The organism is Bombilactobacillus sp. ESL1187 (assembly GCF_058107155.1).
In genome coordinates this window covers 1,225,417-1,239,405 of record NZ_JBYLTZ010000001.1, presented here as the reverse complement: position 1 = coordinate 1,239,405, position 13,989 = coordinate 1,225,417, and the positions used below count along the sequence as shown (strand labels likewise).

The following is a 13,989-nucleotide window of genomic DNA, read 5'->3' as shown; positions in this document are numbered from 1 at the left end:
ATATCAATCATTCAGCTGGAAATAACGGTACTGGTTGTTGTGATTTAACATCGAACATTCCTTGATCAGAAATCTTTAATGCCGGTGAAACCAAGAGCGATAACGTCGACAAAGACATAATTTCATTAAAATGATGATAGCCTAAGCTTTGCATTCCTTGACGCACCTCCGCTAATTGTTGCCCCAGTTCTGGAATCGGAGCATTAGATACCACCCCACCAATTGGTAGTGGCGCGTTAGCAATGATCTGCTGATTTTTAGCTACTACATAACCGCCTTGCTGTTGTACTAATTGATTTTGTGCTACGACCATATCTTTTAAATCAGTGCCCAAAACTAATAAATTGTGGTGATCATGTGCCCATGTGGTTCCAATTGCGCCGGGGTGATTAATAGCACCTTTGATCAGAGCAAATTGTAATGGATAATGGTGCCCATAACGCTCTTGGACTACTAATAAAGCTAAACCAGCCGCTTGCCATTGTACGTGATGGTTTTTGACTGTAAGGGTAGTGGGTTCACATTTGGTAAAGGTACTGGTTGGTTCAATTGCAATGACATTGGCCGTTACTTGCCCATTTTCTTGGGCAACTGTTAAATCTAAATCCTTGACCGTTAAGGGACTAGCTTGTACTGAATGGCTTAATTGTTCACTAAAATGCACTGGTTGGGGTTTAATATCTTGAACCAAGCGACCATTTTTATACACTGAATTAATTTTAAAAGTTGCTAAGTCGTCTAAAACGATTAAATCGGCCACCCGGCCCGGGGCAATCGCACCTCGATCCCATAGTCCCATGCGACGAGCAGGTGTATAAGTTGCCATATAAATAGCCATTTCTGGACTGAGACCATAACTAATTGCTTGTGCCACCAATTTATTTAAATGGCCTTCGCGTAAATCATCAGCCATTACATCATCGGTTACAAAACAAACATGTTCGTACAGTTGCTGATCAATAATCGTTTGAATGATCTCCGGCTTCAACGACTTGGCCTGAATCTCCACAAACATTCCGTTAGCAATGCGCTGTAACATCCCCGTGGGTGTCTGCTGAGTATGATCCGATGTAATCCCACCGGCAATAAAGCGGGCTAAATCTTCGTCTAAGTACTTGGGGCAATGTCCTTCCAGCGGCATCGTCGGTCGTTTTTTGCGACACACGGCAATTAACTTATTAATCAGAGAATCCGGTTGCGCCACTACGCCTTTAAAGTTCATAACTTCGCCCAGAACTACCACCCGCGGATCATCTAATAATTGACTGGCTGCTTGTTCGTCAATGACTCCTCCCGTCGTTTCCATCTGGGAATTAGTTGACGGCACCGAGGACGGAATAGCAAAAAAGATATCAATTAAGCTCGGTTGATCCATAAACTCTTTCAGTCCACTCAATCCAGCCACGTTAGCAATTTCATGGTCGTCCGCCACAATCGTCGTGGTGCCAAATTTGGCGGCTTGGGCGCCAAAAGCCGTGGGGGTGGTCATTGAACTTTCAATGTGCATATGTGCATCAACTAAGCCGGGAATCACAAATTTATCGTTTAAATCAATCACTTGCTGGGCTTGGGGCTGTTCCTTCGTTAACCAATAAATTTGCCCGTCCTTCACGGCAATATTGACTTTTTGAAATTTTTTTAAGTAAACATTAAAAACCTGTGCATTGATAAAAAGCTGATCAACAACTGTCATGATAACAATCTCCTTTATTTTTTATAATTCAATCTTATTATACTACTAATTCAAGAACTATATCAGTATAAAATCAGAATATAATTCGTATATACAGAACTATAAATTGTATCATCTATTATATAGTACGTATTTATCTAATAAAAGCAAAAAAGACCTCAAATCAAAATAAATATGAACTTTGAAATAGATTAACTACCATCTCAAACTTTATTTATCTGACTTTGGTCTTTAAATTTACTTGTCAATTTTAATTAATTAGTTCTATTTTGATAAATCCAGAGTTTTTACGCCAAAATTTTGTGTCATTGCTTTACTTTATCGACATAGTAACCCAAACCACAGCATGACACCCTAGTTAAAGATTTTTGAGGGCGCAATTTTTTCTCTTTTATGCTGTTCCAGCCTTTTGATAATTCTTAATTTCCGCCGCAAATTCTGCCAATAATTTTGACCGATATTTTTTAGAACCCCGCCGTTGTTTAACGTGTTGCCACAAAATGGCAGCTACTTTCATTTTAGGCTGGTAATCTTTTGTTAATGGATCTTGGCAAAAATCTTTTACAAAGTTATTCCATTGATAGGTCTGTTCTTCAGCCGTAACAACCGTACAAGACGGAGTTTGATAAGCATCAATTAAATCTTGAACCGTTGCCTCATGATCCTGCTCAAGCTGAACAGAACGCAGCTTAATAGCCATCGCCTTTTTAAACGAAAACTTTGCCACTCCAAAATACTGCGCAAAAAATTTCCGGGCTTCATTATTCAAGGTAAAACCACTATCTAACAATTTAGTCGTCGGCTGCAAATCTTGCCATTTTAAATTATTAGATTGAACTTTACGTCGCGGTTTAATCAGTGCTACTGGTATTCCATCTAAAAATTGGACTAAATATTGGGTTAATTCAGCCTTAGTCCCATAAGTCGGTAAGTGATATTGACGACAAAAAGATTGTAATTCTTGCTTATACCAATAATATTGCAAAAAAGTTGTACTAGTTAACTGGGAACTAAATTCTGGTCGTTGATCCATTCATTGTTCCTCCTCATACAGAACTTTTGAACCTAACCCAATTAATTAATTCGCTCTAACCGGGTAACACTTTCCACGTGCTTAGTCATTGGAAACATGTCGACTGGAGTGCTAATTTTGGCTTGATAATCCGTACGTAATAAATCTACATCGCGAGCCAGCGTAGCTGGGTTACAACTGATATAAACGATACGCTGGGGTTTTAAGCTGTGAATACTCTCAATTAAGCTAGCATCTAAGCCTTTGCGTGGTGGGTCCACCACTAACACGTCAATTGGGCGTTGTTCTTGTGCCCATTTTTGTAAGACATCTTCTGTCTTACCAACAATAAATTGGGCATTATCAATTTGATTAATCGCGGCATTAACTTGCGCATCGTGCACGGCTTGTTTGACTACTTCAATGCCAATCACTTGCTGCGCCTTGTCGGCTAAACTCAAACCAATCGTTCCAATCCCAGAATAAGCATCCACAACGATTTCTTGTCCCGTTAAAGCTGCTGCGTCAATCGCTAATTGATATAATTTTTGCGTTTGCTCCGGATTAACTTGGTAAAAAGATTGCGGCGAAATGCGAAATTCTTTTCCTAAAATTTGATCCGTAATATAACTTTGACCTGCTACTAATTCAAACTTCGAACCCAAAATCACGTTCGTTTTCTTCGCATTGATATTTAAATACAAAGACTTAACAGTAGCATTTTGCATAATTGCTTTACATAACTGTGGCAACTGTTTCATTTTATCAGACATAACGACCAACACTACCAACAGCTCACCAGTTGTTGCAGAGCGCCGCACCATGATATGGCGCACTTGACCACGATTGTGTATCTCATCGTAGCCTTGTAAACCAAATTGTCGTAATAAGTCCCGAATTTGATTAATTTCCGCATCAATTGCTGGCGCTTGAATCAAATAATCATCTAATGGCACTAAATCATGGGAGCGACTGCGAAAGAAACCGGTCGTGGCTTGACCTTGAAGCGTCCGTACTGGAATCTGTGCCTTATTGCGATAACCTAGCGGCTGCTTTGCCCCCACGGTCGGTTGAACGGCGATGTCTAAATGATGCTTTTGAAAATTATTCACCACTTGTTGCCGTTTAAATTCTAACTGCCGCTCATAACGCCAATGAATGAGCGGTGCAATACCCGTTTGAATATATTTGGGATCGTATTGGCTCACCCGATCTGGTGAAGCTTGTAAAACTTCTAAAGTTTTAGCAAAACCAAACTTGCGGCCTACCTTCGTGACTACTGCTTTAACCTGCTCTTGTGGCAAGGCATTTTCCACAAATAACGAGTAGCCGTCAACTTTAGCCACGCCTAAGCCTTCATAGGACAAATCTAAAATCTCCAACGTCACAACTTGATTCTTTTTTAAATTGGTTGTTTGCATAATTTTTCCTTTTACCTAATTTGACTAAAAAAGTTGTCTCCCCCAACAAAAACATTTGCTGAGTTGAAGTCTAACAACTTCGAGACAACTTTAATAGTTATTCTTTTAATGAATTAACACCTTGAACAAACTGTTCTTCAGCTTGCTTTTCATCAGGCGTTTCTGTATTTAACGAGTGATCCGGGATGGCATCAATATCGGCAAAAATTTGAATATGGTGCCGTAAAACCTTGATCTCCATCGGTGCGTCACCACCATATTCGCCATCCAAATTAATCATAATCCGCTGATCATCATTGGGGCGAACAAAAAGCTTTTTGGTTTTAGTATAAATAATCTTTGGATCATCAATATGCTTACCGCCATTCAAAGCTTTGGCAATTAACACTAGAATTTCGGCAATATTGGCGCCTTTAACAATTAACAAAGATGCCTTACCATCACCCAATTCTGCATCGGGAGCAACTTGCTCAAAGCCACCAACGGAATTCGTCAATCCCGATAAGAACAGTGTCACATCACCATCATAGACGCCATCGTCATACTCAATATGCATGTTAATTGGTTTGATTCGGGGCAACATCTCAGCGCCTTTAACTAAGTAAGCTAAATACCCCAAAATGGACTTATATTCTGACGGTACTTCATAAGTCACTTCCGAGATGGAGCCTCCACCAGCAATATTCATAAAATAGTGGTCGCCTGCTTTGCCAATATCCATTGGCAATAATTGCTTTTTTAAAATGACGCGGGCCGCAGCTACGGGATCATTGCGGGGAATTTTCAAAGCCCGCGCATAATCATTCGTTGTCCCACCAGGAATCACTGCCATGGGCGGGCGCTTATCTAATGGTGAAATGCCGTTCACCACTTCGTTTAAGGTTCCATCGCCCCCAGCAGCCACAATTAAATCAAACCCTGCTAAAGCTGCCCGCTGGGCTTCTTTTTGGGCAGATAACGGTTCTGGCGTCGTTTGAAAAGCACTCGCTTCATACCCCGCTTCTTCCAACACATTTAAAATGCCCGCAACACTTTTTAAAATTGTTTCATTTCCCGAGGTTGGATTATAAATCAACCGAGCTTTCATTCATTAACCTCTTAGCGTTTTTTGATTTCTGCATTTAAAATTTGGTTCACCATCTTAGGGTTAGCCTTACCACGCGTTTGTTTCATAATCTGACCAACTAGAAAGCCGATAGCCCGATCTTTACCATTTTTAAAATCAACGATTGATTGTTCATTATCATCCAAAATTTGATTAATAATTGGTGTCAACACGTTAGGATCAGATTCTTGAACCATTCCCTTAGCCTCAACGAACGCCTTCGGTTCAGTTCCGTTAGCAATCGTTTCTGCAAAAACTTTCTTCGCAATTTTCGAAGAAATCGTGCCATCTTTAACTAAATTAATCATTGTCGCTAAGTTTTGCGGTGTCAACTTCGTTTGCGCCAAATCCAAATCGTTTTCGTTCAAATAAGCATTGACATTGACCATCAACCAATTAGAAACTTGCTTGGCATCAGCACCTAAAGCGACGGTTTGATCAAAGAAATCTGACATTTCTTTGGTATCTGTTAGAACACCCGCATCGTATTCTGGAATGCCCAATTCGTCAATATAGCGTTGCCGTCTTTTATCAGGCATTTCTGGAATGGCTTGTTTAATTTGTTCAATCCATTCACTAGTAATATGATAATCTGGCAAATCTGGTTCTGGGAAATAACGATAATCATCGGAGCCTTCCTTGACCCGCATCAAAATCGTTGAAGCTGTGGCCTCATCGTAACGCCGCGTTTCCTGCGCCACTGAACCCCCTGCCATTAAAACCTCGGATTGCCGCTTGGTTTCAAAAGCTAAACCATTTAACACATGTCTAAACGAGTTTAAGTTCTTTAATTCAACTTTTTGGCCTAATTTATCTGAGCCAATGGGGCGAATAGAAATATTAGTATCCACCCGCATGGAGCCTTCTTCCATTTTGACATCTGAAGCACCAGTAAATTGGACAATTTGCCGCAATTTTTCTAAATAAGCATAAGCCTCTTCTGGTGAAGCAATATCAGGCTTGGACACAATTTCAATTAATGGTGTACCTTGCCGATTCAAGTCAACATACGAGTAACCATCATCCGCATGGGTATTTTTACCAGCATCTTCTTCAACATGCATTTCTTCAATACCAATTTTTTTCTTGTGTCCATTAACTTCAATTTCAATCCAGCCATCATGAGCCAACGGTTTTTCTTTTTGCGTAATTTGATAAGCTTTGGGATTATCTGGATAAAAGTAATTCTTCCGATCAAAATGCGTATGGTGTTCAACTTCCGCATTCAAAGCTAAAGCAACCATAACTCCTAGACGGTAAGCATTTTGGTTAACGGTCGGCAAGGTTCCCGGCATCCCAAAGTCAATCACATTAGTCATCGTATTGGGACTAGCACCATAGGAAACGGGAGCGGGACTAAACATCTTGGATTTTGTTTTGAGTTCCACGTGCACTTCTAGGCCAATTGTCGTTTCAAAGTTCATTAATTATTGCCTCCTAACTGTGGACGTTGCTGTAAAAATGCTGATTCATCTTCGACAACTTGGGCAGCATTAAAAATAGTTTGTTCTGCAAAAGGCTTAGCAATCATCTGTAAGCCCACTGGCATTCCTTCAGCTAATCCCACAGGCACTGAAGCTGCTGGTAAACCAGCTAAGTTGGCCGGAATAGTCAAAATATCGTTCATGTACATAACTACTGGATCTTCAATCCGACTCCCTAAGTCAAAGGCCGTTGTTGGTGCGGTAGGTCCTACGATTAAATCATAATCTTGAAAGACTTTATTAAAATCATCCATAATTAATGTCCGCACCTGTGCCGCCTTATTAAAATAAGCATCATAGTACCCAGCTGATAAAGCAAAACTACCTAACATAATCCGGCGCTTAACTTCATCACCAAAACCTTCACTACGTGACTTAACGTAAACATCATCCAAGTTATGAACATCTTGTGCTCGATAACCATACCGAATGCCATCATAGCGTTGTAAGTTAGAAGAAGCTTCACTTGATGCAATAATATAATAAACTTGCACCGCATATTGCGCATGTGGTAATTGGACGGTATCAATCGTGGCACCATTTTGTTCTAAAATGCGAATGCCCCGTTCAACTTGCGCTTTGACTTGTTCATCGACACCTTCACCCATAAACTCTTCGGGAACGGCAACTTTTAAGCCACGCACATCAGCTTGAATGTTCCAATCAGGCACTGGTTGTTGGGTACTTGTATTATCATGTTGATCAAAACCACTGATCGCTTGTAAAACTTGAGCTGAGTCAGCCACGTGGCGTGACAAAACGCCCACTTGATCCAAACTTGAACTAAAGGCAATCACGCCCCAACGCGAAACGCGACCATAAGTCGGTTTAATTCCAAAAACGCCATTAAAGGAAGCCGGCTGGCGCACGGAACCACCAGTATCAGTTCCTAAAGCAGCAATAACTTGACCTGAAGCCACTGCCGAGGCCGAACCACCAGAAGAACCGCCGGGAACCTTTTGCGTATTCCAAGCATTTTTAACGGGTCCAAAATAAGATGTTTCACTGGAAGAACCCATCGCAAATTCATCCATATTGGTTTTACCAATATTAATTAAACCAGCCTCAAACGCTTTTTGCGTCACCGTGGCATCATAAGTTGGCACAAAATTATTTAAAATTTTACTAGCAGCAGTCGTGGTCATGCCCTTAGTTAAAATATTATCCTTAATGGCCAACGGAATTCCCTTTAAGGTTTCATCAGGACCCACCGCTACTGGTGCCAATTGGGCTGCAGCGTCATTGACAGTAATAAAGGAATTCAACTGTGGATTCAGTGCCTGGATATTTTCTAAAGTTGCTTGTACTAACTCTTGACTACTAATTTGTTTCGTAGCCAGTTTTTGATGGAGCGTCGCAATTGTTTCATCAAAATAATTCACGTTACTTGTCCCCCTGATTTAACATTGATGGCACTTTAATAAAGCCACTCTCTTGTTCTGGAACATTTTTTAAAAGTGTGTCGCGACCCGGACCTTCTTGGGGCTCATCAAGTCGAAAAGTACTCTCTTGCCGTGCAATATGCGTCGTTGGCGCAACTCCTGCCGTGTCCACTTGATTTAATTCATCTTCCATTCGAATAATGTCGTCTAACTGCACCGTAAAATGTTCTAAACTGGCATCATCAAATTCTAACTTTGATAAGTCAGCCACATGGCGCACTAATTCTTTATCAAGCATTAAATCATCCCTTCATAAACACAATATTTAATAAATGAGCTCTCTAACTTTAATAAGAAGTCAAAACATGACTGCTATACTGTTTACTATTATAATCTTTTGTTAACAACGACTGCAAATCCTGAACGGTTTGAATTTTAATTTCTACGGCTGGTTGTTGTGGTAAATATCGATTAGCTGAATCTTGGACAAATTGCGTGAAACTATTGATCTGTGCCACACCGTAGAATTGAGTCGTAATTGTAATAGCTAGTCCTTGTAAGGAACCATCCTGATAATGAGCCTGCGCAGTTACCCCACTTAAATTAGGGAAATAACTTTGCACATGGTTCTTAAAGTTAGAGAAGCTATCGGCATCGCTACTATTAATCGGTGATTCATCATTAACCACCGGCCAAACTTGATTTTGTTGTTTAATAGCTTTCCAGTCAGCAACTTGCTTTTGCTTCGGCTGACTTACACCATAACTAAAGAAAGTCCCTCCGACTAGCGAGTCATTCACATTTTGTTTATACAAACCAACTGTAATAGGCACATTTTTTAAACTGGCTTTTTGGCGTAAGCGCGTAACAATCTCATCGGCCATTTTCTTCCCCTGCGCTAAGCGCTGTTCCGGGGTAATTTTCGTTTCAAACTGAGCACCATACTTTTCCTTAGTATAATAATCGACGTCATTCATTGCCAAGCCAATTGTCACACCGGATAAAGTATAACTTTTATCATTCTGTGTATAAAAATCCTGTTCCAATAATTGCTGCAGGTAAATAGGATTGCGCTTATCGGGCTCTAGTGAACCATTATCTTCCGGATTTAATCCCATCGGATTTTTGGCTGATTTACGATCTAACCAATTTTGGGCCGTTTTGGCCGAAATAATTTTACCTTCCTGAAAAGAGTAACGATCAGTAGAAAATTCTTTCTTCGAAATATCCAGTAGGCCACTTTCAAAGGCTGCTTGATTACCATCATTATCACTATCGCTATCAGCCGTTAAACCGGCAATCGGACTGGTATGATACTTGCCATTGTTCAGTAAGGTACTATATTGTCCGGTTTTCGAAGCCCCGGTAGTCGTCATCTTACTGCTTTTTTCATTACTATGTGAAGACAAAGTGGAATTATTTAAGTTACCACAACCAGCTAATAATAACGTTGTCAAAACGACAGTAATAATCCCCGCAATCTTATTTTTTGGCATATTTACACTTCCTCAAGTTGTTGTTGTAATTGGCTTTCATCCCAAATAGCTACTCCTAATTGCCGAGCCTTCGTTAATTTACTACCCGCTTTTGCACCAGCAATTAAAATATCGGTTTTTTTGGAAACGGAACTAGTAACATGCGCTCCCAAATGTTCTAGTTGTGTCGTCAATTGCGCCCGCGTATAGTGTTGCAAAGAGCCCGTCAAGACAATTGTTTTACCATTAAAGATGGTATTATCACTTGAAGCACCAGCAGTTTGATAAGTTAAATTGACTTGTAACTTGGCTAATTCTGTAACTAGTTGTTGCACTTTCGGATTTTGGAAATAAACAGTCACACTGTCCGCAATAATCTCCCCTAAAGTTGCAATCTGCGCAATTTGCTCTTTGGAAGCAGCCATCAACGCGGTTAAAGTTTGAAAATTTTGTGCTAATAATAACGCCGCTTTCGCACCAACATGGCGAATCCCTAAACCATATAATAAGCGTTCTAAGGAATTAGCTTTCGAGCGGTCAATAGCTGTTAACAAATTATGAATGGATTTATCTTTAAAACCCGGAATTTCCGTCAAGTCACTGGCTGTTAGCCGGTACAAATCAGCGACATCGCGTACTAAGTGTTTTTGCCACAACTGTTGGATAATTTTCGGGCCTAAACCTGTAATGTCCATGGCATTCCGTGATGCAAAATGAGTTAAGCCCTCTTGCACCTGCGCCGGACACATTGGATTAATACAACGTAAAGCTACTTCTTCTTCCAGATGCACCAGTTGTGATTGACAAGAAGGACATTGTTGTGGAATGACGTATGGTTGACTATCACGAGAACGCTGATCAACCAAAACTTGCGAAACTTCGGGAATAATATCCCCCGCTTTATGAAGCAATACCACGTCATGCAAGCGAATATCTTTTTGTTTAATTAAATCTGGATTATGCAACGTGGCCCGCGCCACTGTCGTGCCCGCCAATTGTACAGGATCCATCACAGCAGTCGGTGTCACCACACCTGTCCGCCCCACAGTCCAGACAATCTCATTAATCCGCGTTTTAGCTTGCTCGGGGGGAAATTTATAAGCAATTTCCCACCGTGGAACTTTGACCGTATTACCCAGAGTTGCTTGGGCTTGGAGGTCATTGACTTTTAAAACTACTCCGTCAATGCCATAGGGTAAATCAGTCCGTAATTCTTGGTATTTAGCAATAAAATCTTGCACGCCTTCTAAGTCATGACTGACAAAATGGTCAGGATTCGTTTGAAAGCCCAAATCTTGCATTGTCGTCAAAGCTTGGGCTTGATTATTCACAGCTAAAGCTTGCGGTTGCATCAAAGTGTAGATAAAAGTGCTTAATTGCCGTTGTTTCGTGACTTGTGCATCCAATTGCCGTAAGCTACCCGCAGCAGCATTGCGCGGATTGGCAAAAGCACTAGCGCCGTTTTGATCACGCTTTTGATTTAATTGTTGAAAAGCAGCCTTGGACATGTAGCATTCACCACGAACTTCCAGATCCAAAGGCTGAGCTAAAGTCTGAGGAATATCACTAATTGTTCGCACATTAGCTGTCACGTCTTCACCTACTTGACCATCACCACGGGTGGAAGCTTGGACTAATTTTCCTTGTTCATAGCGCAGTGATAACGCCAAGCCATCAATCTTTAACTCCACGCAATAATCTACAGGATGACCTAAAGCCATTTTTAAACGATTATTAAAAGTTTGCAGCTCTTCAAACGAAAAAACATCACCCATTGATAACATCGGAATGGCATGATTAACTTTTGAAAATTCTGGTAAAACAGCATCGCCGACCAATTGACTAGGAGAATCTGGCGTTACTAATTGGGGAAACTGCTGTTCTAATTGTAATAATTGTTCATATTGTTGATCATAAACATAATCTTCAACTAAGGGGGCATCTTTAGTATAGTAAGCTGCCCGCTCCTGATTCAGTTGTGTGCGTAACTTAGTTAATTGCTCTTGAGCTGTAGATTGATCCATATCATTCTCCTGACTCAATTTTTTTAATCGGGGCAAACTCAGCTAATAAGCGTTTAATGCCGGTCGGTTGTTCAAAGGCAATATCTAACTCGGCGCTTTCGCCTTGTCCCGTAACTTTTACAATCGTCCCAATGCCCCAAGCTTTATGCTGCACCTGTTGACCAATTTGCCAATGTACTTGACCAGCAGCACTTTGATTCGCCACACTCGGAGCCTGTGGGTGTTGTTGAGGTTTACGTGGCCGACGAATAGAACGACGTTGATCAAACGGGTATTGCGTCGTATTAGCTTGCGGCTGCACAGCTTTTTGTTCTAATAAATCAGGGGTAATTTCGTCAACGAATCGCGATTGAGGATTACTCTGGGTACGACCATATAACATTCTGGACCAGGCACTGGTCAAATATAGTCGTTCCTGTGCCCGGGTAATGCCGACATAAGCCAACCGCCGTTCTTCTTCCAGTTGCTCAGCATCATTCAGTGAGCGACTTAAAGGAAAAATTCCTTCTTCCATGCCCACTAAAAAGACTACTGGAAATTCCAAACCTTTTGCCGCGTGTAATGTTAACAACGTCAGCTGATCACTTTGGTCAGCTTCCGTATCTTCACTGCTCACTAACGCTAATTCTGCTAAAAAATCGACCAGAAAATCAGCTGCTTCATCCTCTGGCTCATAATTTTGATCAAAATCTTGTGTCACCGTTAATAATTCTTGAATATTTTCTAAACGCGTTTGGGCCTCAAGGCTATCTTGCCGCTCTAAGTTAGCCACATAGCCACTTTGTTCAAGTACCGCTTGCATTAAATCAGTCATGTTGGCGTAAGCTTTGGGTTGTTGCAACTTGTGAATCATCTGCGCAAAATTTTGCAGGTTGAGTTTAACTTTACCTGATAAGCCTGTAATGGTATCAGCATTGAAAGCTGCTTCTAACAAACTAATTTGTTTTTGATCGGCAGCTTGCTGCAACTTCGCCAAGGAGCCCTGTCCAATCCCGCGTTTAGGTTCATTAATTACTCGTTGAAAACTTAAAGAATCTTTAGGATTAGCAACCAATTGTAGGTAGGCTAAAACATCCCGAATTTCTTTGCGATCATAGAATTTGTGCCCACCAATAATTTTGTACGGTAGGTTCGCCTTTAACAATTGATCTTCAAAAATTCGCGATTGTGCATTAGTCCGGTACAAAATGGCCATTTGCTTTAACTGATAAGCTCCCGCCTGGCGTAATTTGACAATTTGGTCAATTACATACAACGCTTCATCCCGTTCGGAAGCAGCACGATAATAAGCAATTTTTTCACCCTGCGGATTATCTGTCCATAATTTCTTCGGTTGCCGATTATTATTATTGGAAATCACATCATTAGCTGCTTGTAGTATCACTTTGGTCGAGCGGTAATTCTGTTCCAATAAAATTGTTTGTGCTTGAGGATAATCCTGTTCAAAATTCAAAATATTATCCATGTTAGCACCGCGCCAACCATAGATACTCTGATCGCCATCACCCACGACACAAATATTTTGATATTTGGCTGCTAACAAACTAACTAAGCGATACTGAGCATCATTCGTATCCTGATATTCATCCACGTGAATGTAATGAAACTTTTCTTGATAAGAATCTAAAATTTGCGGATTTTGCTCAAATAAAATCGTCGTCTGCATAATCAAGTCATCAAAATCCATACTTTGATTATCTTGTAAGCGCGCCTGATATTGTTCATAAACTTGGGCAGCGACTTTTTCAAACGGACTATTAGCTTGTTGAGCATAAGTTTTAGGCGTTAGTAACTCATTTTTGGCACCACTAATCACACTCAATAAAGCCCGCGGATCATATTTTTTGGGATCAAGATTTAACTGCTTTAAAATTTGCTTCACCAAAGTTAATTGCTCTGATGAACCTGTAATTGTAAAAGCGCGACTATAACCAATTGCTTCTGCCTCGCGCCGCAAAATTCGCACACACATCGAATGAAAGGTTGAGACCCAAACTCCTTGTGCATGTTCACCTAACAATTTTTGAACCCGTTCTTGCATTTCGCGCGCGGCTTTATTGGTAAACGTAATCGCCAAAATGTGCCACGGCAAAACCTCTTGTTCTTCGATTAAATAAGCAATCCGGTGTGTCAAAACTCGCGTTTTACCACTACCAGCTCCAGCCAAAACCAACAAGGGACCATTTGTTGTCGTTGTTGCCTGTTTTTGTTTATCGTTTAGTCCCTGTAAAATAGCTGTTTCTGACATTAAATTCTTCCTTTTCTTTTCTAAATTACAGTCTCAATTATAGCAAACTCCCGCGGACAATCCAGCCACACGAAAAGAATATCTATCATACAATCGCAAAAATTATCCACAAATTTTTCAGTGCGTCTAACTCCCAATATTTAGC

Annotated in this window: 10 protein-coding genes; all 10 read right to left on the bottom strand. The window is 40.7% G+C overall.

Annotated features, from left to right (window positions below; genetic code table 11):
* Positions 1-7: 7 nt before the first annotated feature.
* Entirely contained in the window at positions 8-1,693 is a 1,686-nt protein-coding gene (locus AC3B5B_RS05780) for an adenine deaminase C-terminal domain-containing protein (RefSeq protein WP_489769582.1), read from the bottom strand.
* Positions 1,694-2,084: 391 nt separating this feature from the next.
* Positions 2,085-2,726 carry an SAP domain-containing protein gene (locus AC3B5B_RS05775; RefSeq protein ID WP_489769581.1) on the bottom strand — a complete coding sequence of 214 codons (642 nt, stop codon included), beginning with the start codon at positions 2,724-2,726 and terminating at the stop codon, positions 2,085-2,087.
* Between the two features lie 41 nt (positions 2,727-2,767).
* On the bottom strand, positions 2,768-4,126 hold the full coding sequence (rlmD, locus tag AC3B5B_RS05770; RefSeq protein WP_489769580.1) for a 23S rRNA (uracil(1939)-C(5))-methyltransferase RlmD: 1,359 nt from the start codon (positions 4,124-4,126) through the stop codon (positions 2,768-2,770).
* Between the two features lie 97 nt (positions 4,127-4,223).
* Positions 4,224-5,213, bottom strand: coding sequence for a diacylglycerol kinase family lipid kinase (locus AC3B5B_RS05765; protein ID WP_489758213.1), 990 nt, complete (start codon positions 5,211-5,213; stop codon positions 4,224-4,226).
* A gap of 11 nt (positions 5,214-5,224) precedes the next feature.
* Positions 5,225-6,655 (bottom strand): Asp-tRNA(Asn)/Glu-tRNA(Gln) amidotransferase subunit GatB, encoded by a 1,431-nt coding sequence (gene gatB / locus AC3B5B_RS05760; protein ID WP_489769579.1) that lies wholly within the window; start codon positions 6,653-6,655, stop codon positions 5,225-5,227.
* A complete protein-coding gene (gene gatA, locus AC3B5B_RS05755; protein ID WP_489758211.1) occupies positions 6,655-8,097 on the bottom strand; it encodes an Asp-tRNA(Asn)/Glu-tRNA(Gln) amidotransferase subunit GatA in 1,443 nt (480 codons plus the stop codon). The genes gatB and gatA overlap by 1 nt, the downstream gene beginning before the upstream one ends.
* A gap of 1 nt (position 8,098) precedes the next feature.
* Positions 8,099-8,395, bottom strand: coding sequence for an Asp-tRNA(Asn)/Glu-tRNA(Gln) amidotransferase subunit GatC (gene gatC / locus AC3B5B_RS05750; protein ID WP_489769578.1), 297 nt, complete (start codon positions 8,393-8,395; stop codon positions 8,099-8,101).
* A gap of 49 nt (positions 8,396-8,444) precedes the next feature.
* On the bottom strand, positions 8,445-9,593 hold the full coding sequence (locus tag AC3B5B_RS05745; RefSeq protein WP_489769577.1) for a CamS family sex pheromone protein: 1,149 nt from the start codon (positions 9,591-9,593) through the stop codon (positions 8,445-8,447).
* Positions 9,594-9,595: 2 nt separating this feature from the next.
* Positions 9,596-11,596 carry an NAD-dependent DNA ligase LigA gene (gene ligA / locus AC3B5B_RS05740; protein ID WP_489769576.1) on the bottom strand — a complete coding sequence of 667 codons (2,001 nt, stop codon included), beginning with the start codon at positions 11,594-11,596 and terminating at the stop codon, positions 9,596-9,598.
* 1 nt (position 11,597) lies between these two features.
* Complete coding sequence (pcrA, locus tag AC3B5B_RS05735; protein WP_489769575.1) at positions 11,598-13,844, bottom strand: DNA helicase PcrA; 2,247 nt, start codon at positions 13,842-13,844, stop codon at positions 11,598-11,600.
* Between the last annotated feature and the right edge of the window lie 145 nt (positions 13,845-13,989).

Bases quoted from the DNA above. Each gene is read 5' to 3' on its own strand.
- rlmD (WP_489769580.1), bottom strand. From the start codon at position 4,126: ATGCAAACAACCAATTTAAAAAAGAATCAAGTTGTGACGTTGGAGATT.
- AC3B5B_RS05745 (WP_489769577.1), bottom strand. From the start codon at position 9,593: ATGCCAAAAAATAAGATTGCGGGGATTATTACTGTCGTTTTGACAACG.
- pcrA (WP_489769575.1), bottom strand. From the start codon at position 13,844: ATGTCAGAAACAGCTATTTTACAGGGACTAAACGATAAACAAAAACAG.
- gatC (WP_489769578.1), bottom strand. From the start codon at position 8,395: ATGCTTGATAAAGAATTAGTGCGCCATGTGGCTGACTTATCAAAGTTA.
- AC3B5B_RS05775 (WP_489769581.1), bottom strand. From the start codon at position 2,726: ATGGATCAACGACCAGAATTTAGTTCCCAGTTAACTAGTACAACTTTT.
- AC3B5B_RS05765 (WP_489758213.1), bottom strand. From the start codon at position 5,213: ATGAAAGCTCGGTTGATTTATAATCCAACCTCGGGAAATGAAACAATT.
- AC3B5B_RS05780 (WP_489769582.1), bottom strand. From the start codon at position 1,693: ATGACAGTTGTTGATCAGCTTTTTATCAATGCACAGGTTTTTAATGTT.
- ligA (WP_489769576.1), bottom strand. From the start codon at position 11,596: ATGGATCAATCTACAGCTCAAGAGCAATTAACTAAGTTACGCACACAA.
- gatB (WP_489769579.1), bottom strand. From the start codon at position 6,655: ATGAACTTTGAAACGACAATTGGCCTAGAAGTGCACGTGGAACTCAAA.